Annotated in this window: 26 protein-coding genes and 1 riboswitch; of the genes, 19 read left to right on the top strand and 7 right to left on the bottom strand. The window is 43.7% G+C overall.

The features are described 5' to 3' along the window. Nucleotides 1–117: 117 nt before the first annotated feature. The 4 genes from ACFVAD_RS05820 to wrbA all read left to right on the top strand — a co-directional run bounded on the left by ACFVAD_RS05820 (nt 118) and on the right by wrbA (nt 4,466). Nucleotides 118–1,419, top strand: coding sequence for a helix-turn-helix domain-containing protein (locus ACFVAD_RS05820; RefSeq protein ID WP_386637042.1), 1,302 nt, complete (start codon nt 118–120; stop codon nt 1,417–1,419). Nucleotides 1,420–1,431: 12 nt separating this feature from the next. Then, entirely contained in the window at nt 1,432–1,596 is a 165-nt protein-coding gene (locus ACFVAD_RS05815) for a hypothetical protein (protein WP_386637040.1), read from the top strand. Nucleotides 1,597–1,796: 200 nt separating this feature from the next. Then, nucleotides 1,797–3,719 carry a S8 family serine peptidase gene (locus tag ACFVAD_RS05810; RefSeq protein WP_386637038.1) on the top strand — a complete coding sequence of 641 codons (1,923 nt, stop codon included), beginning with the start codon at nt 1,797–1,799 and terminating at the stop codon, nt 3,717–3,719. A gap of 132 nt (nt 3,720–3,851) precedes the next feature. Beyond that, entirely contained in the window at nt 3,852–4,466 is a 615-nt protein-coding gene (gene wrbA / locus ACFVAD_RS05805) for an NAD(P)H:quinone oxidoreductase (protein WP_386637036.1), read from the top strand. A 51-nt stretch (nt 4,467–4,517) separates the two neighbouring features. Here wrbA and ACFVAD_RS05800 read toward each other — a convergent pair whose 3' ends face one another. Next, nucleotides 4,518–4,844 (bottom strand): hypothetical protein, encoded by a 327-nt coding sequence (locus ACFVAD_RS05800; protein WP_386637034.1) that lies wholly within the window; start codon nt 4,842–4,844, stop codon nt 4,518–4,520. A gap of 170 nt (nt 4,845–5,014) precedes the next feature. Here ACFVAD_RS05800 and ACFVAD_RS05795 point away from each other — a divergent pair, with 170 nt between their 5' ends. Further along, on the top strand, nt 5,015–5,797 hold the full coding sequence (locus tag ACFVAD_RS05795) for an aldo/keto reductase (protein WP_386637149.1): 783 nt from the start codon (nt 5,015–5,017) through the stop codon (nt 5,795–5,797). Between the two features lie 231 nt (nt 5,798–6,028). Here ACFVAD_RS05795 and ACFVAD_RS05790 read toward each other — a convergent pair whose 3' ends face one another. Next, a complete protein-coding gene (locus tag ACFVAD_RS05790; RefSeq protein WP_386637032.1) occupies nt 6,029–6,847 on the bottom strand; it encodes a FixH family protein in 819 nt (272 codons plus the stop codon). A gap of 150 nt (nt 6,848–6,997) precedes the next feature. On the opposite strand from ACFVAD_RS05790, the gene ACFVAD_RS05785 reads away from it, so the two are divergent. Beyond that, the gene (locus ACFVAD_RS05785; RefSeq protein ID WP_386637030.1) at nt 6,998–7,417 is read left to right on the top strand and encodes a GNAT family N-acetyltransferase; all 420 of its coding nucleotides are present in this window, start codon (nt 6,998–7,000) and stop codon (nt 7,415–7,417) included. Nucleotides 7,418–7,715: 298 nt separating this feature from the next. Here ACFVAD_RS05785 and ACFVAD_RS05780 read toward each other — a convergent pair whose 3' ends face one another. Beyond that, nucleotides 7,716–8,594 carry an RluA family pseudouridine synthase gene (locus ACFVAD_RS05780; RefSeq protein WP_386637028.1) on the bottom strand — a complete coding sequence of 293 codons (879 nt, stop codon included), beginning with the start codon at nt 8,592–8,594 and terminating at the stop codon, nt 7,716–7,718. A gap of 145 nt (nt 8,595–8,739) precedes the next feature. Between ACFVAD_RS05780 and ACFVAD_RS05775 the strand changes: the two genes are divergently transcribed. Next, complete coding sequence (locus ACFVAD_RS05775) at nt 8,740–9,153, top strand: DUF5365 family protein (protein ID WP_386637026.1); 414 nt, start codon at nt 8,740–8,742, stop codon at nt 9,151–9,153. Between the two features lie 202 nt (nt 9,154–9,355). On the opposite strand, the gene ACFVAD_RS05770 is transcribed toward ACFVAD_RS05775, so the two are convergent. Next, the gene (locus ACFVAD_RS05770; protein WP_386637024.1) at nt 9,356–9,838 is read right to left on the bottom strand and encodes a thioredoxin family protein; all 483 of its coding nucleotides are present in this window, start codon (nt 9,836–9,838) and stop codon (nt 9,356–9,358) included. A 2-nt stretch (nt 9,839–9,840) separates the two neighbouring features. Beyond that, nucleotides 9,841–10,275, bottom strand: a complete 435-nt coding sequence (locus ACFVAD_RS05765) for a disulfide oxidoreductase (RefSeq protein WP_386637022.1) — start codon at nt 10,273–10,275, stop codon at nt 9,841–9,843. A 436-nt stretch (nt 10,276–10,711) separates the two neighbouring features. Between ACFVAD_RS05765 and ACFVAD_RS05760 the strand changes: the two genes are divergently transcribed. Then, nucleotides 10,712–12,211, top strand: a complete 1,500-nt coding sequence (locus ACFVAD_RS05760) for a GNAT family N-acetyltransferase (RefSeq protein ID WP_386637147.1) — start codon at nt 10,712–10,714, stop codon at nt 12,209–12,211. Between the two features lie 39 nt (nt 12,212–12,250). On the opposite strand, the gene ACFVAD_RS05755 is transcribed toward ACFVAD_RS05760, so the two are convergent. After that, nucleotides 12,251–12,679, bottom strand: coding sequence for a DUF4395 domain-containing protein (locus ACFVAD_RS05755; RefSeq protein WP_386637020.1), 429 nt, complete (start codon nt 12,677–12,679; stop codon nt 12,251–12,253). A gap of 186 nt (nt 12,680–12,865) precedes the next feature. Between ACFVAD_RS05755 and ACFVAD_RS05750 the strand changes: the two genes are divergently transcribed. The 8 genes from ACFVAD_RS05750 (at nt 12,866) to ACFVAD_RS05715 (ending at nt 22,725) form a co-directional block, all read left to right on the top strand. Further along, a complete protein-coding gene (locus ACFVAD_RS05750; RefSeq protein ID WP_386637018.1) occupies nt 12,866–13,768 on the top strand; it encodes an AEC family transporter in 903 nt (300 codons plus the stop codon). 102 nt (nt 13,769–13,870) lie between these two features. Further along, a complete protein-coding gene (glpK, locus tag ACFVAD_RS05745; RefSeq protein WP_386637016.1) occupies nt 13,871–15,361 on the top strand; it encodes a glycerol kinase GlpK in 1,491 nt (496 codons plus the stop codon). 316 nt (nt 15,362–15,677) lie between these two features. Then, the gene (locus ACFVAD_RS05740; protein ID WP_386637014.1) at nt 15,678–17,351 is read left to right on the top strand and encodes a glycerol-3-phosphate dehydrogenase/oxidase; all 1,674 of its coding nucleotides are present in this window, start codon (nt 15,678–15,680) and stop codon (nt 17,349–17,351) included. 180 nt (nt 17,352–17,531) lie between these two features. Beyond that, entirely contained in the window at nt 17,532–19,295 is a 1,764-nt protein-coding gene (locus ACFVAD_RS05735) for a phospho-sugar mutase (RefSeq protein WP_386637012.1), read from the top strand. A 78-nt stretch (nt 19,296–19,373) separates the two neighbouring features. Then, nucleotides 19,374–20,096, top strand: coding sequence for an SDR family oxidoreductase (locus ACFVAD_RS05730; protein ID WP_386637010.1), 723 nt, complete (start codon nt 19,374–19,376; stop codon nt 20,094–20,096). A 180-nt stretch (nt 20,097–20,276) separates the two neighbouring features. After that, nucleotides 20,277–21,413, top strand: coding sequence for a GAF domain-containing sensor histidine kinase (locus ACFVAD_RS05725; RefSeq protein WP_386637008.1), 1,137 nt, complete (start codon nt 20,277–20,279; stop codon nt 21,411–21,413). Next, complete coding sequence (locus ACFVAD_RS05720; protein WP_386637006.1) at nt 21,410–22,045, top strand: response regulator; 636 nt, start codon at nt 21,410–21,412, stop codon at nt 22,043–22,045. Before ACFVAD_RS05725 ends, ACFVAD_RS05720 begins: the two co-directional genes overlap by 4 nt. A gap of 140 nt (nt 22,046–22,185) precedes the next feature. Next, entirely contained in the window at nt 22,186–22,725 is a 540-nt protein-coding gene (locus ACFVAD_RS05715; protein ID WP_386637004.1) for an NADPH-dependent FMN reductase, read from the top strand. A gap of 270 nt (nt 22,726–22,995) precedes the next feature. On the opposite strand, the gene ACFVAD_RS05710 is transcribed toward ACFVAD_RS05715, so the two are convergent. Further along, entirely contained in the window at nt 22,996–23,259 is a 264-nt protein-coding gene (locus ACFVAD_RS05710) for a YhdB family protein (protein ID WP_386637002.1), read from the bottom strand. Nucleotides 23,260–23,395: 136 nt separating this feature from the next. On the opposite strand from ACFVAD_RS05710, the gene ACFVAD_RS05705 reads away from it, so the two are divergent. From ACFVAD_RS05705 to mgtE, 3 genes are all read left to right on the top strand, one after another. After that, entirely contained in the window at nt 23,396–24,418 is a 1,023-nt protein-coding gene (locus ACFVAD_RS05705; protein ID WP_386637000.1) for a M14 family zinc carboxypeptidase, read from the top strand. 31 nt (nt 24,419–24,449) lie between these two features. After that, the gene (locus ACFVAD_RS05700; RefSeq protein WP_386636998.1) at nt 24,450–24,767 is read left to right on the top strand and encodes a DUF3889 domain-containing protein; all 318 of its coding nucleotides are present in this window, start codon (nt 24,450–24,452) and stop codon (nt 24,765–24,767) included. 57 nt (nt 24,768–24,824) lie between these two features. Beyond that, nucleotides 24,825–24,989, top strand: a riboswitch (M-box (ykoK) riboswitch). Nucleotides 24,990–25,211: 222 nt separating this feature from the next. Beyond that, nucleotides 25,212–26,570: a magnesium transporter gene (gene mgtE / locus ACFVAD_RS05695; RefSeq protein ID WP_386636996.1), complete on the top strand. Its 1,359-nt coding sequence runs from the start codon at nt 25,212–25,214 to the stop codon at nt 26,568–26,570. Nucleotides 26,571–26,832 lie beyond the last annotated feature (262 nt).

Raw genomic sequence — 26,832 nt, 5'->3', positions numbered from 1 at the left:
TGGTTACTAAATGGAATTAAGCCTTTTATAATAAAGAAGAGACAGTTTTTAGTTACATAGACTCACGCTCATTAATCTGAATATTAAGAATATAGACATTGCGGAGGAATGGTCCATATGATAAAGATCGATCAACAATCTGCCAAAACAACTAAAATGGATATCGGTAGTAAGCTTAAGTTTTTTCGAATCCAGCGCAATTTAAAGCAAGAGGATTTAGCCAGGGGAATCATTTCGGTTTCCTATCTTTCCAAAATAGAAAACAATTTGACCTCCCCAAGTGAGGAAGTATTACAGCTTTTATGTGAGAGGCTTGGAGTCAGTCTGATCGAACAGCAGGACGAGACCATCCTTGGGGAGCTGATGTCCTGGTACAAGTTGATGGTCACAAGCAACAGTGACGAAATAAAGCTTCGGTACGAGCAGCTCTCCTTGAAAATTCAGTCTGTCAATACGAAAACATACATGTATTTCATCCTATTTGAACTCCGCTACTATCTCTATCTGCGGGACTTGGAACAGGCCAAGCTACTTATTGATAAGCTAGTACAATTCCATGATATTTTCGACTTGCAGATGCATTATTACTTTAAAAAGTTTTATGCGATTTTCAGCTACAGGCAGAACAATTATTCTGATGCACTGGAGCATCTGAAAGCAGCCGAAAAACTGCTGCAGCGGAGCACCAATTTTGAAAGCGCGGAGGAGGCTGACCTCTATTATCTTTTCGGCCTCACATACAGCCAGACGACAAAAGTCCCATTGAGCATCACACATACAACGAAGGCGCTGCATATCTTCCAGGCAATCTATGATTTGAAAAGAAGTGCGGAGTGTCAAGTGCTACTCGGGATCTGTTATCGCAGGATCGGGGAATACGACCGGTCCGAGGAGAGCTACCTACTGGCACAGAAGCTTTCCGAATCATTAAATAATACGTATCTACAGGCACTTATCTATCACAATCTAGGGAAATTGTACTCCATTAGGAAGCTTCATCCGCAAGCAATAGAAGAGTTTGAGAAGAGCTATTATCTGAAAGAGGGCAGAAACCTGGAAAGTAAGCTGGATTCCATCTATTGCCTTCTGATAGAGTACGACCATCTGGGAGATGCCAAACAGTGCAGAAAATGGCTTCATCTGGGGAAATCCCTGATGGAAGATCCAGAGGAGCACATCGAGCATCATTATTATTTCACCATTTTCGAATTTATCCTAGAGGGGAATTATGATGATTTGGACACATTTTTCTTGGAAGTGGCGCTCCCTTTTTTCCAGCAGCATGACTTCAAGGAGCCTATTATAAAATATGCGGAAAAACTCGCTAACTACTTTGAGTCCTGCTATAAGTACAAAAAAGCGAGCTACTACTATTCTTTGTGTTATCAGGAGTTAAAGAAGCAATCATTTTTATACTAAGGAGAGGGTCAAATGAAAAAATTATTACTCGTTTTCCTGATGGTTGGTTTCATTTTCTCTAATGGTCAAGATGATATTGCCTCACAGAATACCCAGAAAGCTGTGGTAGTTGTGGGAGCTCCGGATTTGGTTTCCCCATTGAAGGATGAGCATCCGGATCCGCTTCCGAACGGTTGATTCATTCCAGAGCACACGTAAGTCCCTTATGGGATCTTGCGTGTGTTTTTTATTTTTTTGGCAGTGCTTTTCCATTGGGAAAGTAGGGCGGAAAAAAGCACAGCAGTATGCTTTTTATGTCTGAATTTTCCCAATATAAAGTATTCCTTTTGTGTGCTAAATTAAAGGGGAGCTACGAATTGAGAGGAGTGGGGTTGAGGATGAGAAGGAAGAAAAAGGTGTTTTTATCTGTTTTATCAGCTGCAGCGATTTTGTCGACTGTTGCGTTAAGTAATCCATCTGCAGGCGGTGCAAGGAATTTTGATCTGGATTTCAAAGGAATTCAGACAACAACTGATGCTAAAGGTTTCTCCAAGCAGGGGCAGACTGGTGCTGCTGCATTTCTGGTGGAATCTGAAAATGTGAAACTCCCAAAAGGTTTGCAGAAGAAGCTTGAAACAGTCCCGGCAAATAATAAACTCCATATTGTCCAATTCAATGGACCAATTTTAGAAGAAACAAAACAGCAGCTAGAAAAAACAGGGGCAAAGATTCTCGACTACATACCCGATTATGCTTACATTGTCGAGTATGAGGGCGATGTTAAGTCAGCAACAAGCACCATTGAGCACGTGGAATCCGTGGAGCCTTACTTGCCGATATACCGAATAGATCCCCAGCTTTTTACAAAAGGGGCATCAGAGCTTGTAAAAGCAGTGGCGCTTGATACAAAGCAGAATAATAAAGAGGTGCAATTAAGAGGCATCGAGCAAATCGCGCAATTCGCAACAAGCAATGATGTGCTATATATTACGGCAAAGCCTGAGTATAAGGTGATGAATGATGTTGCGCGTGGAATTGTCAAAGCGGATGTGGCTCAGAGCAACTACGGGTTGTATGGACAAGGACAGATCGTAGCGGTTGCCGATACAGGGCTTGATACAGGTCGCAATGACAGTTCGATGCATGAAGCCTTCCGCGGGAAAATTACTGCATTATATGCATTGGGACGGACGAATAATGCCAATGATACGAATGGTCATGGTACGCATGTGGCTGGATCCGTATTAGGTAACGGCTCCACTAATAAAGGAATGGCACCGCAGGCGAATCTAGTCTTCCAATCTATCATGGATAGCGGTGGGGGACTTGGAGGCCTGCCTTCGAATCTGCAAACCTTATTCAGCCAAGCATACAGTGCTGGTGCCAGAATTCATACAAACTCCTGGGGAGCAGCTGTGAATGGGGCTTACACAACAGATTCAAGGAATGTGGATGACTATGTGCGCAAAAATGATATGACAATCCTTTTCGCTGCCGGGAATGAAGGACCGAACGGCGGAACCATCAGTGCACCAGGTACAGCTAAAAATGCAATAACAGTCGGAGCTACGGAAAACCTCCGCCCAAGCTTCGGGTCTTATGCGGACAATATCAACCATGTGGCACAGTTCTCTTCCCGTGGACCGACAAAGGATGGACGGATCAAACCGGATGTCATGGCACCGGGAACGTTCATACTATCAGCAAGATCTTCTCTTGCACCGGATTCCTCCTTCTGGGCGAACCATGACAGCAAATATGCATACATGGGTGGAACGTCCATGGCTACACCGATCGTTGCTGGAAACGTGGCACAGCTTCGTGAGCATTTTGTGAAGAACAGAGGCATCACACCAAAGCCTTCTCTATTAAAAGCGGCACTGATTGCCGGTGCAGCTGACATCGGCCTTGGCTACCCGAACGGTAACCAAGGATGGGGACGAGTGACATTGGATAAATCCCTGAACGTTGCCTATGTGAACGAGTCCAGTTCTCTATCCACTAGCCAAAAAGCGACGTACTCGTTTACTGCTACTGCCGGCAAGCCTTTGAAGATCTCCCTGGTATGGTCTGATGCACCTGCGAGCACAACTGCTTCCGTAACGCTTGTCAATGACCTGGATCTGGTCATTACAGCTCCAAATGGCACACAGTATGTAGGAAATGACTTTACTTCGCCATACAATAATAACTGGGATGGCCGCAATAACGTAGAAAATGTATTTATTAATGCGCCACAAAGCGGGACGTATACAGTTGAGGTACAGGCTTATAACGTACCGGTTGGACCACAGACCTTCTCGTTGGCAATTGTGAATTAATAGAATAACAGACAAAAAACCGCTGGCGTATGCCAGGGTTTTTTTGTTTGAAATCAAGATAAAAGGGTAGAGGGACTATATGGTAATCGATTTTTTTGTTGAATCCTTAAACGAAAAGGAGAGGATATTTTTATGAGTAACAATGTGAAATTGGCAATCATCTATTACAGTTCAACAGGGACAAACTACAAATTGGCCAAAACAGCGGAAGAAGCGGCGAAGGAAACAGGGGCGGAAGTTAAGCTTGTAAAAGTTCCTGAGCTGGCACCGGAAGAAGCGATAAATGGAAACCCGGCTTGGAAGGCGCATTTGGAGGAGACGAAGGATGTTCCTACTGCGAGCCTGGATGATCTTGTGTGGGCGGATGCGTACATTTTCAGTGTACCTACGAGGTATGGAACTGTTCCTTCCCAGATGAAGCAGTTCCTGGATACAACAGGTGGGCTATGGTCGGAAGGCAAGCTTGCAAATAAGGTGGTCAGCGCGATGACATCTGCGAGCAATCCCCACGGTGGCCAGGAGCAGACGATCCTTAATCTCTATACCACCATGTTCCATTGGGGAGCAATTGTAGCGGCACCTGGCTATACGGACGACTCGATTTTTGCTTCAGGGGGAAATCCTTACGGGACAAGTGTAACGGCAGATCAGGAAGGAAACTGGAAGGAAGACGTGACAGCAGCAGTAAAGCATCAGGCCAAACGCACGATCCAGGTTGCAAACGCAGTGAAAAAAGGTATGCAATAAACAAATACAAAAAACTCATCACCCAGTTTTAGAGTCGCTGGGTGATGAGTTTTATTTATTTTTCGCTTGAAATTGTCTGATCAGATAATTTCGCCTTACAATAAGATACGAGATAAGGACTGTTACACAGAACATCATGACTATCAGGTTGAACAGCATCCCGCCGAGGTAAAGGAGTCCATCTACTCTTATGGTCAGGTAGTACCATATACTGGTGGTCACAAACCAGGCAGCAACAACAAAGGAGAGGCTTATTACAGTGTGGAACAGGAATGCTCCCTTTCTCAGAACCATCTGTGAGACATAAAGGTAACTGATCATTGTGGAAGAGACAATCACCAACACATTCAAGAGCATCAAATAGTCGAACATCTCCATCGAAAACTCCTTTTTTCTATGTATATCCTGGGACAAAAAGAAGTGTGAATCCGAGCATTTTATTTGCAACTTGCCTGAAATCGGTCATAATGAGTTTATTGATGAATAGGAGGCTGATTCCTTTGTTAAATGGTTTAACTTCAACGACGACTTTACATAATGGGGTAGAAATGCCCTGGTTTGGATTAGGTGTATACAAGGTGGAAGAGGGGCAGGAAGTGGAAAGCTCTGTGAAAATGGCAATTCAAGCCGGTTATCGCAGCATCGATACGGCTGCCATCTATAAAAATGAAGATGGTGTGGGCAAGGCGATCAAAGAAGCTGGCGTTCCCCGTGAAGAATTATTCATCACGACAAAGGTATGGAATGCCGATCAAGGGTATGAATCCACTCTTGCTGCATTTGAGGCAAGCATGGAGAAGCTTGGCTTGGAGTACCTGGATTTATATCTCGTTCACTGGCCGGTAAAAGGCAAGTACGTCGACACTTGGAAAGCATTGGAGAAGCTATATGCGGATGGTAAGGTTAGAGCAATCGGGGTAAGCAACTTCCACATCCATCATCTTCAGGACATTCTGGATGTGGCAGAAGTGAAGCCGATGGTGAACCAGGTGGAATATCACCCTAAACTATCTCAAGTTGAATTGCTTAACTTCTGTAAAGAGAATGGCATCCAAATGGAAGCGTGGTCTCCGCTTATGCAGGGTGAGCTGCTTCAAAACGAAGTGCTGATGGAGCTTTCAGAGAAATACAACAAGTCTGTTGCACAAATCATCCTTCGCTGGGACCTGCAGAATGGTGTGGTTACCATTCCTAAGTCTGTAAAAGAGCACCGTATCAAGGAAAATGCCGATATCTTCGACTTTGAAATCACGGATGAGGATATGCAGAAGATCCATGCGTTAAATGAAAACAAACGTGTTGGTCCAGATCCGGATAATTTTGATTTTTAATTTACAAAAAGGCTCTTTTCTTAAAGGTTGTTGCTTTACGCCCGTAAAAAATCGGCACTTGGATTTTTTTACAGCTTTTCTCCCCATATTATTCAAAGTGAAAAAGAATCCACTACACAGAAAAGAGCACGAGGACTAGTAATATAACGTGGTTACTTTGAGTACGTAAAAAGCAACAATTTATGCGAAAACAGCCAAAAAAAGGATGACCCCTCGAGGTCATCCTTTTTGTTATTCCACTTCGAGCTCTTCCAACTGATGCTCATGAAGCTCTTCTTTTTCTACATGGATCTGGACATGATGCATGCCCTTTTCCTTGAAGATGGTTTTCGCTTCATATACACCTTCGCTGACTTCAGTGGCATCGATATATTCATGCTTTTCGGCATCCGCATGCCACACCTCAAAGCGAACGGTAGCATCCTTTAGAGCTGCATTGTCTTTTTTCAATTCCGTGGACAAAGTCACCTCTTCGTTTACCTTTACCGCTTCTTTATTATTAAGTGTCATCATTAACGTTGCTTCGTGTTCGTGCTCATGATTTTCATGGTCTGAATGGGTTTCCCCTTCATGGCCGCCTTCGTGATCGGAATGCCCGGAATCATGGTCATGACCTGATTCCTCGTCCTCTTTAGTGGCAGGGTCAGGGTTTCCCACGGTCATCTCTACTCGCGGCATGACATGCATGTCTCTTGCAGTTGTATGTGCCACGATAAAGTAGAAGCCGTCTTCTTCAAAAGTCTTCGTAAAGGAATAGATGCCGGAACCATCATTTTTCCCTTCAATCATTTCGTGGTCTTTTTCCTGTCCCTGTTTCCAGACTTCAAAGGTTACCTCGTTTGCGTCCTCGACTTTTTCCTCGCCTTGGGTAACGAGCGCTTCAATTTTCACTTCTTCATTCGGCTCCACCTTTTCAGGAAGAAGTACTTCCACTTCCACCATTTCCGGAAGTTTGTCTTCATTTCCTTTGGAGCTGTCTGAATTATTGTTTCCGCAAGCTGTTAAAAGAAGAACAGCAAATATGCTTAGGAATAATGATATTTTTTTCATCGTTAACTCTCCTTTATCTTTATGCATTCATTATATCTATAAAAATAACGCACAGATTCGAAAAAAAGATCAATCTTGTGAATTTTTAAGGTACTATAGTGTTAATTGCCAAACGAAAGATTATTTATACATAGGGAGTGTGGGAGTAGAATGATCAAGCATCTTCAAAAAAAAGAAGAATTACTTCAGGGGTATCATGTGTTAAAGGAACTCCGAACACATCTAACAGAAGAAACCTTCTTTGATATGTACGAAAAGATGAAACAGGAGGGATATGAAATCCATGCCTGTTATGAGGGGGAGGAAGTAAAGGCTGTCACCGGTATCATCCCTCTGACAAACTATTATGACGGCTATCATATTTATGTGTATGATCTGGTGACAGCAAGTCATGCCAGATCCAAGGGGTACGGTGAAAAGCTGTTGTCACATATCGAAACGCTGGCAGTAGAAAAAGGCTGCCAGACGGTTACGCTATCTTCCGGACTGCAACGCAAGGATGCCCATCGTTTTTATGAAGAAAAAATGGAATATGATAAAACGAGCTATGTATTTAAAAAAGAGCTGTAGCACAAGTATGTAAAGGGTTCAATTTAGAGGTGCACTCTAATGCACTAGGGCTGAGAAATAGACGGAGAAATTCCGTTTAATTAGTAATTAATAATAAATAGGACTGAAATAAACGGAGAAATTCCGCCTATTGACTCGAAAAATTCGAAAATAGGTGATTTTGATTGCATAAGGGGAAAATCTCCCCTTATTTCCCCTGAAACTAGCTACATTCTGCATATAACCGGAAAATCTCCGCTTATTTTACTTTTGCTGGTTCTTCGATAAAGGATAGAGTCCATTTGTAAAAAAGATTCCATTAAATTAAAAGTGAGAATGGGGCAAAGTCTGTCGGGATTGGCGCCTCAACTGTGACGGACCCGTTTTCAAACGGATGCGTCACAGTTAGCTTCCAGGCATGCAAACTGTGACGGGTATGTTTGCTCTTCGCTCCGTACAAGGTGTCCCCGAAGAGCGGGTGGCCGAGGCTGCTCATATGAACGCGTATCTGGTGTGTCCTGCCGGTATCAAGTGTGAGTTGCACCAGTGTAAGTTTTTCTTTCGCGAATTTCTTTAACACTTTAAAATGAGTGATCGCTTTTTGGCCGTTTGGTGAAATCCTCCGGCGGGAAGCATGGTGTCGGTCTTTGCCGATTGCTTTATCAATGGTGCCGGCAGAACTGGACAAAAGACCCTCAACAAGGGCGACATAGGTTCTTTTTATTTTCCTTGCCGCAAGCTCCCTGTCCAAAATGGCTCCACTTAAGCTATGCTTCGCAAAAAGAATGGCTCCACTAGTATCCTTGTCCAGACGATGGATATGACGGGCTTTTGCCTGGATCCCGTTTTCTACGAAATAGTGGGCAACGCCATTGGAAAGCGACTTCTGATCGGTTTCAGAGGAGGGATGTGTTTCCATATCCGCTGTCTTATTTACAATCAACATATGTTCGTCCTCATACAGAACGGAAATGTCCATGATGTTCGGCTCAGGACTTACTTCTTCGGAAAACACAGGAAGTATGATCGTATCTCCGGTCTGAAGCGGGTGTGTCCAATTGGGAATTCCCCCATTTACCAGTACCTTTTTCGACATGCGCAATTCATGTAGCAGCCCCTTTGGCACCCCTACTATATCCTTTAGATAGTCCTGTATGGAAGGAGGATTCTCGATATGGACACTTAACTGTATTTTCATGGGTTAAACTCCTTTAAATAGATAGAAGGGATGTCCTTCTTTTTATCGTTTCAAGTCTTGTGATTCCATTAACTACCTACGCAAAAAAACGTGTAATTATGTTACTCTTTTGTTATAGAGAAGTTACAAAGGTGGGTTTTAATTCGTGAAAGTAGTTTATGCATCTACCCCAGAGCAGGAGGACCATATTGGGGAACTGGTCCAGCACCTCTTAACGAACATTCTTCCATATTATTTCACAGATAAAGAGATTGAAAACCTTGAGAGTCAGTTATCCCTCCATACAGGTGCCGTCCATGACACATTTACCGTTTATAATGGAACACTGAAAGAAGCATTTCATATCATTTCCTGTCTACAGGCAATCATTGCTGTAATCGAGACAATCCAGGATGAGGGCATCAAGCTGAAACACCGTGAACTATATAAGAGGAATGTTAACATGTTAAGGGATTTCGGATTTTCTTTTCCATTTGCCATTGAACAGTTTACACAACAATCAAAAAATCCTACGATGCTCAGCAAGTTCATCCGGGCATCCAACCAATTCCTAGTGTAGCAAAAAAGAAGGCTCTTTTCGTAAAAATTGTTGCTTTAAGAATAGGACTGGTCTCCGTTCAGGCGTTCGCTTATCCAGGGCTCCCATCCGTCCCCGGGGAATCTTGTGTCTGCAGCGAACAACGGGCTGAATTTGATGTGTACAATTTAATCTTAATAACAACAATGAATGCGAAAACAGTCAAAAAGAAACTACGGGCGTATTATTCGCCCGTAGTTTCTTTTACTTCTTCCAGCCAATCGGAGAACACAGTCTCATCTTGGTGATAGTTTTCAAGTCGGCTTACTTCTTTGCCGTCTTCAAAGTGGATAAGCGTCGGTGTAGAGTGGATATTATAGTCATCCCAGCCTTGTTCGAATTCAAGCAGGTTGTACATTTCTAGGTCTATTTCCATCTCTTCCGCCATCGGAACGACTACTGGACTGGTTTTCATACACGCAGGACAATCTGATTTATAGAAATAGACAGTTGCTGATTCTTCATTATCCAGCTTTTCCTCCAATTCTTCAGGAAGAATAATATTTTGATACAAAGGGTCATCCAATTGTTCTTGAGTAGCTGGGTATATTTTGGCTTTCCCAAACGGATTGCCTTCAGACTGCTGTTTCTGCTGGATATTCGTAATGACGGCTAATGCAATAAAGATAGCAACAATAATAGATACGATAATTACAATTTTCTTCAAGATTATTTTCCTTCCTTTACGTTCAATTTTTTAACCATGAATAGGATGATTGTGATAAGAGTAAAACCGATAAGTGCTAAAAATGGGATGGTGATGAAGTTTAACCAATTGATATACTGTCCTGTACAAGGCACGACGCCACAAGACACTGAGTTTTCCCCGATAAAATCCACTTTTTGAACAAGGTAGTGGTAGAAGGAGATCGCTCCGCCAAGAATGGATAACGGAAGTACATATGTTGCGATGCCTGCATCTTTTTTCACTGCCGCTATTCCTAGAATCACGACAAGCGGGTACATGAGAATACGCTGGTACCAACAAAGCTCACAAGGAACGTACAATAGAATTTCTGAAAAATATAAGCTTCCCAATGTTGCAACTAAAGCGACAACGGAAGCAGACAATAAAAGATTTTCAATTTTTTTGGAGTGATCCACTTTTTCTTCGCCTCATTTATCTTGGTTTCATATATCTTGGATTATTTCTTGTTTAAAATTATATTACTTGTACATCAGCTTTGCAAAGCTAATCAAACATTTTACCTGTGAACATTTCATGACAGGGAGGGAGGAGTATGAACATGTATCGACGAAACCTTATTGGAGGTGACAAATTTCTCAGGAAATATTCACCGTTCTACATGGGCATAACCAACATATTAAGAGTCGAGTTGACCACTTATCAGCAATTATTTTTAAAAGAATGCATATCTGGACTCGGAAGTGTTTTGGATTTATGAAATTGGGGAATAAGTAATATTGGGTAATTCTCCTTTTTTACAGAAAGAGCCCAGCATAAAATCCATTTATTTAGCACAATTATGAGGAGATGGTGTTTTTGTCTAAAATCGACTTGTCTAAATTCGAGAAAAAAATGATTATTAGAAATATAGAAATGAAAGACATAGATGATATTATCGCACTGCAGCATTTATGTTTCCCAGGCATGGATCCTTGGAAAAGAGAACAGCTTGAAAGTCATTTGATCATGTTTCCGGAAGGGCAGCTATGTGCGGAGTATGATGGGGAAATCATCGGTTCCTGCTCAAGCCTGCTTATCAACTTTGATGAATATGATGATCGACATACATGGGATGATATTACAGACGAGGGATACATAACGAATCATAATCCAGATGGCTACAACCTCTATGGAATTGAAGTGATGGTGCATCCGGGCTTCCGGAGAATGAAGGTCGGACATCGCCTTTATGAAGCAAGAAAAGATTTGGCGAGAAGACTGAACCTGAAGAGTATCATTATCGGAGGAAGAATTCCAAACTATCATAAGCATGCAGACGAAATGTCGCCTCGCGAATACGTCAGACAGGTGATGCGCCACAAAATCTATGATCCGGTGCTTTCGTTCCAGCTTTTGAATGAATTTACATTGATGAGGATCAATCCAGGCTATCTCCCGGATGATCTCGCATCCAATAAATATGCAACACTGATGGAATGGAACAATGTGGAGTATATCCCGCAAACGAAGCGTCATTTTAAAACTTCCTTCCCTGTCCGGGTCTGTGTGGTCCAATATATGATGAAGCCGATCAGTTCATTTGAAGAGTTCGCCACCCAAGTGGAATACTATACGGATGTTGCCTCTGATGCAGGAGCGGATTTTGCTGTCTTCCCGGAAATATTCACAACCCAGCTGATGAGCTTTCTGAATGAAAGATCTCCGAGTAAAGCTGTACAGCGCCTCACGGAATATACAGAGGACTATATCCAGCTTTTCACCGATTTGGCTGTCAAATACAATGTCAATATCATCGGCGGTTCCCATTTCGTCGAGGAGGATGATAAAGTATTCAATATTGCCTATCTTTTCCGCCGTGATGGGACGATTGAGAAACAGTATAAAATCCATATCACACCAAATGAACGGAAATGGTGGGGGATCAGCCGCGGTGACACGGTGAAGGTATTCGATACGGATTGCGGTAAGATTGCGATTCAGATTTGCTATGACATCGAATTTCCGGAGCTTGCACGTATTGCTACTGAAAAAGGGGCGAATATCATTTTCTGTCCATTCAACACAGAGGACAGACAAGGCTATCTTCGCGTTCGATACTGTGCACAGGCACGTGCCGTTGAAAATCAGATCTATACAGTCATTGCCGGAACTTGCGGAAACCTGCCACAGGTGGAAAACATGGACATCCAATATTCCCAGTCCGCCATTTTTGCCCCATCCGATTTTGAATTTGCGCGTGACGGAATTGTCGGAGAGTGTAACCCGAATATCGAGATGGTGATCATCGGGGATGTGGACCTCGAAATCCTGCGACGCCAGCGTCAGTCAGGAACAGTGCGTCAGCTGAAGGATAGAAGACGTGATGTGTATGAAATTAAATATAAGAAATAAAAAAAGTCGACTTCGCTCATGATGAAGTCGACTTCTTTTTTATTTTGCCGTGCGTCTACGATATTGAAATTGCTGCCATTGGAAACGGATGAAGCAACCAACGCAGAATCCTAAAAGTGCAACCCCAGAGGCCACCGCCACCATGATGGAGAAAATGTAGCCGAGAGCTGTGATTCCAGAGTAGAAACCAATTAGTGAAAGAGCAAGACAGCTGACAGCGATTGTCTGATTGAACTGCAATTGTGCTTTATCTTCCTGGATGTAGGAAGAGTACGGCTTTGAAAGAAACTTGCCCGCCAGTTTCAAGGCTGGGTTAAAACCTGTTAGCAGGCCGATTGTGCCAGCCAATAAAGGCAGAAGCAATATAAAATAAAATCCAGTGATCAAAGAAATCACGACAGAAAGTAAAATGAACCATTGGTTAAAAGTGACGAGCGGTTTAGGTATTGTTGATTTTTGAATTTCCATAACTTATTAATCCCACCTGTATAATCGGAATATATTCAGTTTACTCCATTACCCGTAATTCGTGCAAGGAAATAAAACTGGAAAATTATTAAGAGAGTCGAAATAAATTCCTGTCATTTTTCAGGGAATTTGTTAAGATAGAAAAAAACTACAACATTGAAATAGTAGCAGATTGCGAGGATATTCATGATTTTTCTAGACGTACTTTTACCAGTTTTTCTTATATTTGCGATAGGTTTCATCGGTCAAAAAACACTGGGATTCGATACGAAAGCCTTATCGAAGATGGCATTGTATTTGCTGTCCCCAGTACTTGTATTTCGTACTTTCTATACGAATGAGTTTACGAGCGAGCATCTTTATATCGTGCTATATACGATCTTGCTGTGTTTTTCTCTTATTCTATTTGTCTACCTGTTATCATGGGTTAAAAAGTACTCAAGGGCTGAGACATGCGGGTTGATTCTGTCAGCAAGCTTCATGAATAACGGAAACTATGGAACGCCGCTTGCCCTTCTATTGTTTGGTGTGGTGGGATTTGAATACGCGGTTGTCCTGATGGTCGCCCAGCAGATATTGATGGCGACTGTCGGAGTGTACTATGCAGCCAAAGGGAGTCCGGAAAGTGATGGTTTCCGTTCGGCTGCAAGGGCTGTCGTAAAGATGCCCATCATGTACGGGGCCTTGATTGGCCTGAGCTTTCAATACCTTTCTGTACCAGTATCCTCCCCTATTATGGAGGCGGTAAATCTAGTGGCAGATGCAACCATTCCTGTTATCATGGTGATTCTCGGAATGCAGCTTGCGAAGATCTCCATTAAAGCGGCCAAAAAAGAGAAGCTGTTTTATGCCGTGGGAATCAAGCTGATTGTATCACCTGTTATTGCTTTTCTCATCACCCTTGTCTTGCCCGTTGATGATTTGATCAAGCAGCTGATGATTGTGATGGCTGCGATGCCGGCAGCAGCAAATACGACGATGTATGCGGTGGAATTCAATACCGAGCCTGAGTTTGTCTCAAGCGCAACCCTCGTAAGTACGGTATTGACCTTGGTTACGCTACCGGTGCTGTTTTGGGTGGTGTTGTAGAGGGTATTCAACCTAAAATCAAGGAACGCACCATGTAAAGAAGGATTTCCCCCACATCAGGCGAAAATCTACAAAAGGATTACAGAAAGGAGCGAACCACTCATGGAGTCATACATTTTATCCCTTGATCAAGGAACGACAAGCTCTCGCGCTATGCTCTTCAATAACAAAGGGGAAGTAGTCTACACGGCGCAAAAGGAATTTAAGCAATATTTTCCTCAATCGGGGTGGGTTGAGCATAATGCCAACGAAATCTGGAGCTCCATCCTTGCGGTGATTGCCTCGTGCATTTCAGAGTCTGGAATCAAGCCGTCACAGGTTGCGGGGATCGGCATCACGAATCAGCGTGAAACAACGGTTGTCTGGGATAAGGAAACGGGAGAGCCGATCCATCATGCCGTCGTATGGCAATCCAGACAGACTGCTTCCATTTGCGAGGAGCTGAAGGAGCAGGGACATGAAGATCTTTTCCGTGATAAAACAGGTCTCTTAATCGATGCCTACTTTTCCGGTACAAAAGTGAGGTGGCTTCTGGATAATGTGGAAGGTGCGAGAGAGAAAGCGGAAAATGGAAATCTGCTTTTTGGAACGATCGATACTTGGCTGATATGGAAGCTATCAGGTGGGAAGGCACATGTAACGGACTACAGCAACGCATCAAGGACATTAATGTACAATATACACGAACTCAAGTGGGATGAGGAACTTTTAGAAATCCTGCAGGTTCCCAAGTCCATGCTGCCAGAGGTGAAGGGCTCTTCGGAGATTTATGCAAAAACGGTTGATTTCCACTTCTTCGGTCAGGAGATCCCGATTGCCGGGGCAGCTGGTGACCAGCAGGCGGCATTGTTCGGTCAGGCCTGCTATGAAAAGGGCATGGCCAAAAATACATACGGGACCGGCTGTTTCATGCTGATGAATACAGGAGATAAGGCAATCAAGTCAGATAATGGCCTATTGACCACCATTGCATGGGGCTTGAATGGGAAGGTTACGTATGCGCTGGAGGGTAGCATCTTTGTGGCAGGCTCTGCAATTCAATGGCTGCGGGATGGACTTCGTATGTTCAAGGATGCGAGCAAAAGCGAGGAATATGCAACAAGAGTGGAATCCAGTGAAGGTGTCTATGTGGTGCCGGCCTTTGTAGGTCTTGGAACTCCGTATTGGGACAGCGAGGTGAGAGGTGCGGTATTCGGCTTGACACGCGGCACCTCCAAGGAGCATTTTGTCCGGGCCACACTTGAATCACTTGCCTATCAGACGAAGGATGTCCTGACTGCGATGGAACAGGATTCAGGTATCTCGCTGAAGGCGCTTCGTGTGGATGGGGGAGCAGTTAAGAACAATTTCCTTCTGCAGTTCCAGAGTGACATGCTGGGAGTGGATGTGGAGCGTACCACAATCAATGAAACGACCGCGCTTGGTGCAGCCTATCTTGCAGGTCTTGCGGTAGGCTTTTGGAAAAGCGAAGAAGAAATCGCTTCACAGTGGCAAGTGGAAAGAAGCTTTGAGCCAAAGATGTCAGAAGGTCAGCAAATGGAGCTTTATGATGGGTGGAAAAAAGCTATCAGGGCAACTATGGCTTTCAAGTAAGCTCTTTTCTTAAAGTTTGTTTTTTTTGTCCGTCCCCCATTATTCATAGAGAAAATATATTGTTTTTCACTGGAAAAGAGCACGAAGGCAAGGTTTATTACATGTTCACGTTGGATACGTCAAAAGCAACAATGGATGCGAAAACAGCTTTCAAGTAAATAGAAGAATATGGTATAATCGGTGTAAGTCAATTTATCGGGCATAGTCGGGATAAGATCACAGAACATAATCAGAGCAAGGGCTTTGTCTATGTTTGCTGTGGTCTTTTTTTGTGTAGTAATAACTAGAAGAAAAAACTTTTGGAGGCACTTATCTTATGAAAAAACTATCCTTCTCCAGCACGAACCGTACCATGATCTTAGATAAAATGAAGGAAACCTTTTACGATATCCTAATAATAGGTGGCGGGATAACAGGAAGCGGCATTGCTTTGGATGCAGCGTCCCGCGGGATGAAGGTGGCACTTGTGGACATGCAGGACTTTGCAGGAGGAACGTCAAGCCGCTCCACAAAGCTTGTGCATGGCGGTCTGCGATATTTAAAGCAGTTGGAAGTAAAGATGGTAGCCGAAGTGGGGAAAGAGCGGGCGATCGTATATGAGAATGGACCACATGTCACAACACCGGAATGGATGTTGTTGCCTATTTACAAGGGAGGGACATTCGGCAAGCTTTCCACATCTATCGGACTTCGTTTTTATGACTATTTGGCTGGTGTCAAAAAGTCGGAGCGAAGGAAAATGCTCACGGCATCTGAAACGTTATTAAGAGAGCCTTTGTTGAATAAAGAAGGGTTAAAAGGCGGAGGCATTTACGTAGAGTATCGTACAGACGATGCCAGACTAACAATCGAGGTGCTGAAGGAAGCTGTGAAGCATGGAGCAGATGCGGTGAACTATGCAAAGGTGGATAAGCTGCTTTATGAAAATGGCAGTATATCCGGGGCAATCGTGGTGGATCAGATCAGCAGGAAAAGCTATCAGATCCGTGCGAAAAAAGTGATCAATGCAGCCGGCCCATGGGTGGATTCCCTGCGTGATATGGATGGCTCCAAAAAAGAGAAGCATCTACAATTAACAAAAGGAATCCACCTCGTTTTTGATCAAAGCAAATTCCCATTAAAACAGGCGATCTATTTTGACACAGAAGACAAGAGGATGATTTTTGCCATTCCACGTGACGGAAAAACCTATGTTGGGACAACGGATACAGTCTATAAAGAGGATATGCTTCATCCACGGATGGTCAGAGAGGATAAGGACTATATACTCGCGGCAATCAAATTCATGTTCCCTTCACTGAACATCAAGGAAATGGACATCGAATCAGGCTGGACAGGAGTTCGACCGCTCATTTTTGAAGAGGGTAAGTCCGCTTCGGAAATCTCTCGAAAGGATGAGGTGTGGATTTCCGATTCGGGGATGATTACGATCGCTGGCGGCAAGCTGACCGGATACCGGAAAATGGCGGAAATGGTAGTGGACCTGATTGGAAAGCAGCTGACCAAAGATAATCAGGTAAAGTTTGATTCATGCAAAACGAAAAGACTCCCCATTTCAGGGGGAAACATCGGTGGGTCCAAGAGTATGCCGGCGTTTATAGAAAGAAAGACGCAAGAAGGACAAAAGCTTGGGTTTTCACAAGAAGAGGCGCTATTCCTTGTTTCCCGGTATGGATCGAATGTCGATAAGCTATACAGGATTGCAGAGAAGGAAAATGCAAAGGGGAAGGGAACTGCATTGCCATTGGATATCCATGTACGGCTACTATATGCCATTCATGAGGAGATGGCCGTGACACCACTGGATTTTTTCATCAGGCGCACTGGTGCCCTTTTTTTCAACATCCACTGGGTGCAAAAGTGGAAGGGAAAGGTATTGGACGTAATGGCAAGGGAGCTGTTCTGGACGAAAGAAATGACAGAGCAGCATAGAACTCAATTGGAAAAGCATATCAAGGATGCGGTAACGGTAATGGAAGATGATCGATGAAAACGGATAACGTCTATATCAGGAATTGCCGATGCGATTCCTTTTCTTTTCTAGTATAATAATAATGGAAGCGTTCACGGTGCACAATTTGTCGCAAACTGACGCAAAATATTTGCAGGATGTCGTACCAACTTAAGAGAAATCTACAGTATCCTGATAATTGCAAGGAGGAAGAGAAACATGAACTGGATGGATAAATACGAACTTTGGGAAAGTAACTCGAACCTTGACGAGGAAATGGTCAAGCTTTTGGAAGAAATGAAAAATGATAAAAAGGCTAAAGAAGATAGCTTTTATAAAGAGTTGGAATTTGGAACTGGTGGCATGCGCGGTGAAATTGGAGCAGGCACGAATCGAATGAACGTATATACCGTTCGAAAAGCGTCCGAGGGACTGGCACGATACATAGAATCTTTTGGGGAAGAAGCGAAAAAGGGCGGAGTGGCGATTGCCTATGATTGCCGTCATAAATCACCTGAATTTGCGATGGAGGCTGCTAAGACACTGGCAAGCCATGGCATTCAGACGTATGTGTTTGAAAGCCTGCGACCAACCCCGGTATTGTCTTTTGCTGTCCGCAAGTTAAAAGCATTTTCAGGGATTGTGGTGACGGCAAGCCATAACCCGCCTGAATACAACGGCTACAAGGTATACGGTCCCGATGGAGGGCAGTTGCCTTTACTTGAAGCGGATCAAGTGATTGCCAAAGTGCAGGAAGTGGAAAATGAACTGGAGATCCAGGTGGAGTCCGAAGAGACACTAAAAGAAAAAGGGCTTATCAAAATTATCGGCGAAGAGATTGACCATGCATACCAGGAGAAGCTGAAAACCATTTCTGTACACCCGGAGCTAGGTCAGGAAATGGGTGAAAAGGTGAAGGTGGTATTCACGCCGCTTCACGGTACAGCCAACCTTCCAGTTCGTGAAGGCTTGGAAGCACTGGGTTATACCAATGTGAAGATTGTTGCGGAACAAGAATTGCCAGATCCTAATTTCTCTACCGTCTCTTCTCCCAATCCTGAAGAGCATGCGGCGTTTGAGCTTGCCATCCGTGATGGAAAAGAGATGGATGCAGACATTCTTATTGCAACAGACCCTGATGCGGACCGCCTGGGTGTTGCAGTAAAGAATGAAGCAGGGGAGTATGTTATCTTAACAGGAAACCAGACCGGAGCCTTATTCCTTCACTATCTGTTAGCGGAGAAGAAAGCAACAGGAACGTTGCCGGATAATGGTGTCATGCTGAAAACGATTGTTACCTCGGAGTTTGGCCGTACGATTGCAGACAGTTATCATGTTGCTACAATCGACACACTGACAGGTTTCAAGTTCATCGGCGAAAAAATGAAAGAGTATGAGGCTACAGGTCAATATTCCTTCCTATTCGGCTATGAGGAAAGCTATGGCTCCTTGATCAGGGACTTTGCCCGTGATAAGGATGCAGTACAGGCAGCAGTCATGGCTGTAGAAATCTGTGCATTCTACAAAAAGCAGGGCAAGACGATGTACCAGGGTCTGATGGAGCTGTATGAACAGTATGGCTATTATCTCGAAGGCATGAAGTCCTTGACGCTAAAAGGAAAAGAGGGTGCAGAGCAGATCGCAAGCCTTCTGACAGCGTTCAGAAACGCAGCACCTGCTGAAGTCAATGGCTATAAAGTAGAAGTTGTTGAGGATTACGCGGTACAGGAAAGAACCGTGACCGCTTCCGGTATACAGGAAAAGATCGAATTGCCGAAGTCCAATGTGCTGAAGTATTTCTTGGAGGATGGTTCATGGGTATGTGTACGCCCTTCAGGTACAGAGCCGAAAGTGAAATTCTATTTCGGAATCCAGTCGGAAACTTTGGAGCAAAGTAAGGAAAAGCTCGAAGAAATTTCAAAAGCCTTCATGGTGAAGGTGGAAAATCTTTTATCAGAACTGAACTCAGCAGGAAAAGCTTAAAAAGTTTAAAGGAAAGGCTTCGCGCCTTTCTTTTTGTTAAGTAAATATCAATTTTGCATCGAGAAGGGACAGATAGACATGTTATCAAATCAAGTTGCAATTGTAACAGGTGCTTCAAGAGGTATTGGAAAAGCGATTGCCTATGAGCTGGCGGAAAAGGGGATGAAGCTCGCACTGATTGGGAGCTCCCATGAAATACATACGGTGGAAAAGGAATTAAAAGAAAAAGGCTATGAGCATGTTGCAGGCTTTCAAGTAGATGTTGCCAACGAAGCAGCGGTGGAGGCGATGGTTGCTTCCACGATTGAAAAGTTCGGAGGCCTTGATCTTCTGGTGAACAATGCAGGAGTTGGCTTCTTCAAGCTTGTGGAGGAAACGACTATTGACGAATGGAAAAAGGTTTTTGAAGTCAATGTCCAAGGGGTTTTCGTCTGCTCGAAGGCGGTTCTGCCACAAATGAAGGAAAAGAAGGCTGGAACGATCATTACGATTTCCTCGGATGTAGGGCGTTATACGATTGCCAACGGTTCCGCTTATACGGCAACGAAATATGCGGTTCAGGGCTTCAGCGGGTCACTCGCCCAAGAGGTTCGCGAGTATGGCATCCGTGTCGGAACGGTTAACCCTGGAATGGTAGACAGCTATTTCAACAACTCCGAAGAAGGCGTCGAGGAGAAAAAGGACTGGCTAAAAGGAAAAGACATCGCAGAGGCAGTTGCCTATATGGCAAGCGCACCTAAGCACATGATGATCGATGAGATGGTGATCCATCCATTGGTGCAGAACTATCCAATTGCATAAATGAGGATGTTGGAAAGAGTGGTCGAACCTAATTAGGGGTCTGGCCCTTTTTTTGTGCTACTCATCTGAGACTAAAGTTGTAGTGGATTGTAGACTTTTTTCCAAGGTGAAAAGGGGAAAGGCTTGTTAGAATAGAAAGATATGATGAAGAAGTTTAAGGGTTTGAGGGGGAGTGGCTTTGTGAGTGAGGTACAGAGGATACAGGAATTACGTGCCCTGAAGATTATTGCAGAGTCTTTGAATCAAGCCAATGATCTGCAATCGATGCTAAGTGGCGTTTTGGAAGAACTATTAAGGGTAACTGGCCTTCAGACAGGCTGGATCTATTTGATTGATGAAAAAGGCTCCTATTCATTAACGGCCGCCTATAATCTGCCCGAAGCGCTGATCAAGGACAATAAAAAGCCGATGTGCCAGGGAGGATGCTGGTGTCTGGATCAATATAAAGATGGCCGGCTGAAGCGTGCATCGAATATCATAGAATGCAAAAGGCTTGAGGATGCAGTTAAATATGAAACGGGAGATACGGGTGATATTACTCATCACGCTACAGTCCCTCTCAGGGCAGGTGATGAAAAGTTTGGCCTGTTGAATGTAGCATCTCCGAAAAAAGCTCGTTTTTCTGATTCAGAGCTTGCTTTACTGGAATCGGTGGCCTATCAAATAGGAACTGCGATAAAGAGAATCAGGCTTTCTGAGAATGAACAGCAACTGCTTGTGATCGCTGAACGGAACAGACTGGCCAGAGATCTTCATGATTCCGTGAACCAGCTGTTGTTTTCGCTTATGCTGACAGCACGTGGAACCAAGGAACTTACAGAGAATCCACAAATAAAAGAAATGCTGACCTATATGCAGGAACTTTCGCAGGAGGCACTAAGTGAAATGAGAGCCCTTATATGGCAGCTTCGGCCTGAAGGTCTGGAAAATGGCCTGGTGAGTGCACTGATGAATTATGGAAAGGTGCTTGGCATGGAAATTGATTGTGAAGTGAAAGGTGTCATAGATCTGCCGACTCATATTGAAGAATGCCTATGGCGCATAGGCCAGGAGGCATTCAATAATTGTAAAAAGCATGCAGGAATTCGCGAGGCGATGCTTAGGATTCTTATAGAAAATAAACAGGTCATTTTTGAAATCGAGGATGCCGGGGCGGGATTCTCCGTTCATGACAGCAATGAGATACCATCTTTGGGGTTAAGAAGCATGAAGGAACGCTCAGAAGCTTTAGGCGGATGCTTTTCTGTTTGGAGCAAACTTGGCCATGGAACGAAAGTACGAATAGAAATGCCGGTAAAAAGGGAGGAAAACCGATGATACGCATCCTGATCGCAGATGACCATCACGTTGTACGCCGTGGGTTATTGTTCTTTTTGAAGACACAAAAGGATATTGAAATAGTTGGCGAGGCCAAAAATGGGGAAGAGGCGGTTGTGCTTGCCTCATCATTAAAGCCTGATGTGATATTGATGGATCTCGTTATGCCTGAAGTGGATGGGATCGAGGCCACAAGAAGGATCATGGAACTGGGCCTGCCATGCAGGGTATTGATACTGACAAGCTTTTCCGATCAGGACCACGTCATTCCTGCCATCCGCGCGGGAGCGGCAGGATATCAGCTGAAAGATGTGGAGCCGGATCAGTTGATAGCAGCCATACATGCAGTCCATCGAGGGGAAAGTCAGCTGCATCCGAAGGTGACCTCTCACGTGATGTCCCATTTAACAAAAGGAGTGGGCAGCAATCGTTCCCTGCACGAAGATTTGACAAAAAGGGAGCTGGAAGTGCTAGGGGAGATTTCAAAAGGAAAAAGCAACAAGGAAATTGCGGCCTCCCTTTTTATTACGGAAAAAACGGTCAAGACCCATGTGTCCAACCTCCTGGCAAAATTGGAGCTTGCAGACCGCACACAAGCTGCCCTGTACGCCGTAAAGCATGGAATCGGGTGAAAATCTACAACTTTAGTCGCAGGTTTTAATCAGAAAGCTCCTCCCATTTTTGTAGGTAAACTTAGCCATATTTTCCGATTTCAATTATCGGGTATACAGATATACTAAGAATATCAACAAGTTGGAAGGGAGCTTTTAAAATGAACATCGTGATAATTAATGGAAGTCCGCGTAAAAGCGGCAGAACAGGTATTTGTGCAAGATATATCCAACGCACCTATAATGCGGATCTGATTGATTTGAGTGAAGGAGATATTCCTTTATATAATGGAGAAGCGTACCAGGCTGAACTGGAGAATGTGGCATCATTACGTAAAAAGGTGAAGGAGGCAGATGCCGTTCTACTGCTTTCACCGGAATACCACAGCTCCATGAGTGGTGCACTGAAAAACGCGTTGGACTATCTGGGAAGCGAGCAGTTCCACCTGAAGCCGGTTGGACTATTGGCGGTTGCCGGTGGCGGAAAAGGCGGCATTAACGCACTGAACAGCATGCGCACAGTCGGCCGTGGTATATATGCCAATGTCATCCCAAAACAATTGGTACTGGACCCGCATTGCTTTGACTACGAAAACGATGCAGTCAATGAAGAAAGCGCCAAGCTTTTGGATGGCCTTTATAAAGAATTAATGATGTACGCGGAAATGCGCCAGTATATGTTAGCGAAGGAAGAGGCCTGAAAAGGGGTCTCTTTTTTAAGAATGAAAATTGTCGAAATTTGGCATTCGGGCGAAAAGTAGTTATTAATGGGCGGAAAGCTTTCAAAAACGGGCGAAAATCCTTCAGAATCGGGCGCAAATCTGAATTATCGGGCGTAACAGCAAAGTTTCCTTTGTTACATGGTCAAAAAATCATGAAAGGTACTGTGCCAAGCAACAGAACAACCAAAAAGCAGCAAATCAGGGTCGAATAAACCCGATTTTGCTGCTTACAATAATAACTCAAGCTCCCTACACCATATACCCATGGCTGACTTCAGCATGTTCCTCGTGATCATTTGCGCTTCTGTCGACAGCGTGATCGATATAGCGCAGCAATTGATACAGGTGCTTCTCAATTTCCCGGTAGTCCTTGGAGAAATTGTAGGAGTGCAGAAAATGTTCAATGTTTTTTGATAAAAAATCGTCTTTCGTTCTTACCATTAAGATGAGCAGATTATCCCACTCCGAACGGTGCGTATAATACAATGCCCGATCATAGTCGACTGAGTTCATTTCCCTTCCTCCTCTTGGTAAGGAGTGATATTATTTTGTGTCTTTTTGCCCCGGAATCCTCATTGTAAATGTTGGTCGTATCTCCATACGTATACTAAGGAATAATAAGCGAAAATGAAATGTTGGAGTGATGAATTTGGCAAAAAAAGCAATCCTCCTGTTATTCCTCTTGATCCATTTGAATCCGGCCCTTTTCCATGCTGACGTTGTTAACAGTAAGGAGTGGTACACGTATGAAAAAATGGTGGCGGATCTTAAAGCGCTTAAGCGCCTCTATGGTAGTGACCTCGACATTGATTCGATCGGGAGGACCGAATTTGGAAAGGATATCTGGGCCGTCAAGGTGGGAAAGGGGAACGAGACCATCATTATTTTGGCTGGTCACCATGGAAGAGAATGGTTGACGTGCAGTCTGGTGATGACTATGCTCGAGCAATATGTGCATGCTTATTCTGATGAACAGCACCGGTACGGATATGATACTTCCATCCTGGATGAAGTAGCTATTTGGTTTGTGCCAATGGTAAATCCTGACGGCATAAGGATTCAGCAGGAAGGGGTTCATTTTTTGCCGACACATCTTCAGGAAAAGCTGATTAGGATGAACGGGGACAGCAGAAATTTTGAGAGATGGAAGGCGAACGGACAAGGGTTGGATCTGAATAGGCAGTATCCGGCAGGATGGAACGCGATCAAAGAAAGTATCCGTGTTCCCTATTATCAGTTCTATAAGGGGGATTTTCCACTGCAGGCAAAAGAGACAAGGGCTATCGTAAATTTTTCACGCAGCATAGCTCCATTGATGGCTGTTACATATCATTCATCCGGAAGGGTTCTATATTGGAACTTTACCAGTGATCAAGCCATTTTAAAGCGAGATCTGGCTGTTGCAAAAAAGCTATCCAATATAACCGGCTACAAATTGGATTATCCAGAGGAGCATGCTGTGGGAGGCGGGTTTTCTGACTGGTTTGTTTCGGAGTTTCAAAGGCCATCCTTCACCCCGGAAATTTCCTATCCTGTAGAAGAAACAAACCCTCCATTGTCCGTTTTTCGCGAGGAATGGCAGCGTAATAAAAGGGTGGGACTGTTTTTGGCCACAGAATCAAATAAATTGTTCTTATCAGGTAATGATTCTGTACAGATTGAGGAAGAATAACCAAGAAAAAATGTAATGGAGGTTATTTTGCATGAAAAAATGGGTATTAGGTTTGTTAAGCGTTTTATTAGTGCTAACCACTGCAATCAGCGTGGCACAGGCAGAAAATACCGATTATGAGAAATGGGGAAAAATCGCAATCCAGCTGGCCAAAGAGAATTATCCGGAAGCGGAAATTTCCGATTACCAGTATCAGGGACGTGAAGAGATCTCTGAAACGGAAGCGAAGGATACCTTTCACTTCACTGCCAAACAAGATAACAAGAGCATTGATATCTATGTAGCGCTTACATTCAATCCGAAAACAAAGCAGCTTAAATCAGTAAATATCGATGAGAAAAAACAGTAACCGAAAAAGGTTGACATAGCCGGTTTTTCCCTTGTAGAGTAGTAGTTGTGAAAACACTCTAACCTTCGTTAGGTGAGGCTCCTGTGCTGGAGATACGCTGCTGCCCAGAAACGTCCAAAGACGCCAATGGGTCAACAGGAACCATCGATATAAGGTGGTTTTTAATGCAGCTGGATCATTCCTATGCCACACAGTGCTAAAGCTCTACGAATGAGGGAATCTATAAGGGTAACTATGCCTTTATGCGCCTTCATTCAGTGGATGAAAGGTGCTTTTTTAATGGAGAAAATGAAAAGGAGCTGGTAGTGAAAATGGATAGTAGTCCGAGTCCGAGGACAAACACAAAGGCAGTACAGGATACATATATATTTTTGCTTACCACTCCTTTGGTGGAAAAATAGAATGAATCCTTGTACTTCCTAGCAGGCAGAGGAGGTAGCGCGCATGGTGCATAACATGACAGAGGATCAAATCATATTAAATATCATTACCTTTTTAAAAGACGGGAAGCGTAAAGGTTTCCAGGAAATTATTGAAGAATTACAGCCATATGATACAGCAATCATTTATCAGCAGCTGCCTGAAAAGCACCGTGTCCGCTTTTTGACGTACCTGACAATCGACCAGCTGACAGCTCTTATTCAGGAGTTGAATCAGGAGCAACAGCTTGAGGTGCTTCAGAAAATCGGTGTAGACAAATCGGCAAAAGTAATGGATCGCATGGATAACGACGATCTTGCTTCCTTGTTTGATGAAATGGAACCTGAGATTAAGGAAGCCTTTTTATCAAAAATGAACAAAGCAGAATCCACTGCAGTACAGGACTTGATGAAGTATGAGTCCGAAACTGCCGGTCGATTGATGACGAATCGATATGTATGGATTCCTCAGGAATATACCGTTCGCGAGGTTGTGGATAAGCTGAAATCGTTTGCGGAATTGGCGGAAACAATCAACTACTTATACGTCATTGATGAAGCAAATCGGTTGGTGGGAGTAGTTTCTTACAGAGACCTAATTTTGGCGGATGCACATGAAAAAATAATGGACATCATGTTCTCCCGTGTCATTTCCGTTCATGTGGATACGGATCAAGAGGAAGTGGCCCATATCATTGAACGATATGATTTTTTAGCTGTACCTGTAGTGGATGATGAAAAGACATTGATCGGGATCATTACCGTCGATGATGTCATTGACGTCGTGATCCAAGAAGCGAACGAGGATATTGAAAAGCTTTCCGCATCAGGTAAAGACATCGATTTCGATACACCGGCGCTTGTAGCGTCCGCGAGAAGATTACCGTGGTTGATCTTATTATTATTTATTGGACTTATATCTGGAAGTATTATTAGTGGTTTTGAAGGTACATTGGATGACGTCGTGGCTTTGGCATTCTTTATGCCGATGATTGCTGGGATGACCGGTAACACCGGAACTCAGTCGTTGGCAGTAATCGTACGTGGACTCATTTCCCGTGATTTGGACAAAAAAGTGGTCACAAAGGTTGTTTTACGTGAGTTGGGTGTTGGTATTACTATTGGAGTGACATGTGCGATCCTTATTTCAATCATTGCCTATGTTTGGCAAGGGGACTTGATATTGGGGATGGTTGTGGGTGCTTCCCTCTTTATTACTTTAATCATAGGGACAATGGCCGGAACCATTATTCCGCTTATCCTTTATAAATTGAACATCGACCCTGCCATCGCTTCAGGGCCGCTGATTACAACGGTTAATGACATTTTGTCGTTGTTGATCTACTTTGGGATTGCGACTGCGTTTTTGTCTTATATTACATGATAAATTAAAGGGCAGCTCCGAAGTGAATGAAGACCACTTTGGGGCTGCCCTTTTTTCTATTAATGGATAGTTGGTGGGAAAACAATGGGATGAAGGGCTTTTTGCCATGAAAAGCTTGTAGAAAAGCTCATCATAAGAGGAATGAAGGGCTTTTTGCCAAGGACAGAGGATAGAAAAGCTCATCATAAGAGGAATGAAGGGCTTTTTGCCAAGGAAAGAGGATAGAAAAGCTCATCATAAGAGGAATGAAGGGCTTTTTTAC

Source organism: Sutcliffiella sp. NPDC057660, assembly GCF_042800035.1.
Classification (GTDB): Bacteria; Bacillota; Bacilli; order Bacillales; family Bacillaceae_I; genus Sutcliffiella_A.
The sequence above is the reverse complement of the archived record's forward strand: the minus strand, read 5'-3'. Positions and strand labels throughout refer to the sequence as shown.

What these genes read in the sequence shown, in the direction of transcription:
- ACFVAD_RS05820 (WP_386637042.1), top strand. Translation starts at nt 118, where the DNA reads ATGATAAAGATCGATCAACAATCTGCCAAAACAACTAAAATGGATATC.
- ACFVAD_RS05815 (WP_386637040.1), top strand. Translation starts at nt 1,432, where the DNA reads ATGAAAAAATTATTACTCGTTTTCCTGATGGTTGGTTTCATTTTCTCT.
- ACFVAD_RS05810 (WP_386637038.1), top strand. Translation starts at nt 1,797, where the DNA reads ATGAGAAGGAAGAAAAAGGTGTTTTTATCTGTTTTATCAGCTGCAGCG.
- wrbA (WP_386637036.1), top strand. Translation starts at nt 3,852, where the DNA reads ATGAGTAACAATGTGAAATTGGCAATCATCTATTACAGTTCAACAGGG.
- ACFVAD_RS05800 (WP_386637034.1), bottom strand. Translation starts at nt 4,844, where the DNA reads ATGGAGATGTTCGACTATTTGATGCTCTTGAATGTGTTGGTGATTGTC.
- ACFVAD_RS05795 (WP_386637149.1), top strand. Translation starts at nt 5,015, where the DNA reads ATGCCCTGGTTTGGATTAGGTGTATACAAGGTGGAAGAGGGGCAGGAA.
- ACFVAD_RS05790 (WP_386637032.1), bottom strand. Translation starts at nt 6,847, where the DNA reads ATGAAAAAAATATCATTATTCCTAAGCATATTTGCTGTTCTTCTTTTA.
- ACFVAD_RS05785 (WP_386637030.1), top strand. Translation starts at nt 6,998, where the DNA reads ATGATCAAGCATCTTCAAAAAAAAGAAGAATTACTTCAGGGGTATCAT.
- ACFVAD_RS05780 (WP_386637028.1), bottom strand. Translation starts at nt 8,594, where the DNA reads ATGAAAATACAGTTAAGTGTCCATATCGAGAATCCTCCTTCCATACAG.
- ACFVAD_RS05760 (WP_386637147.1), top strand. Translation starts at nt 10,712, where the DNA reads ATGATTATTAGAAATATAGAAATGAAAGACATAGATGATATTATCGCA.
- ACFVAD_RS05755 (WP_386637020.1), bottom strand. Translation starts at nt 12,679, where the DNA reads ATGGAAATTCAAAAATCAACAATACCTAAACCGCTCGTCACTTTTAAC.
- ACFVAD_RS05750 (WP_386637018.1), top strand. Translation starts at nt 12,866, where the DNA reads ATGATTTTTCTAGACGTACTTTTACCAGTTTTTCTTATATTTGCGATA.
- glpK (WP_386637016.1), top strand. Translation starts at nt 13,871, where the DNA reads ATGGAGTCATACATTTTATCCCTTGATCAAGGAACGACAAGCTCTCGC.
- ACFVAD_RS05740 (WP_386637014.1), top strand. Translation starts at nt 15,678, where the DNA reads ATGAAAAAACTATCCTTCTCCAGCACGAACCGTACCATGATCTTAGAT.
- ACFVAD_RS05735 (WP_386637012.1), top strand. Translation starts at nt 17,532, where the DNA reads ATGAACTGGATGGATAAATACGAACTTTGGGAAAGTAACTCGAACCTT.
- ACFVAD_RS05730 (WP_386637010.1), top strand. Translation starts at nt 19,374, where the DNA reads ATGTTATCAAATCAAGTTGCAATTGTAACAGGTGCTTCAAGAGGTATT.
- ACFVAD_RS05720 (WP_386637006.1), top strand. Translation starts at nt 21,410, where the DNA reads ATGATACGCATCCTGATCGCAGATGACCATCACGTTGTACGCCGTGGG.
- ACFVAD_RS05715 (WP_386637004.1), top strand. Translation starts at nt 22,186, where the DNA reads ATGAACATCGTGATAATTAATGGAAGTCCGCGTAAAAGCGGCAGAACA.
- ACFVAD_RS05710 (WP_386637002.1), bottom strand. Translation starts at nt 23,259, where the DNA reads ATGAACTCAGTCGACTATGATCGGGCATTGTATTATACGCACCGTTCG.
- ACFVAD_RS05700 (WP_386636998.1), top strand. Translation starts at nt 24,450, where the DNA reads ATGAAAAAATGGGTATTAGGTTTGTTAAGCGTTTTATTAGTGCTAACC.
- mgtE (WP_386636996.1), top strand. Translation starts at nt 25,212, where the DNA reads ATGGTGCATAACATGACAGAGGATCAAATCATATTAAATATCATTACC.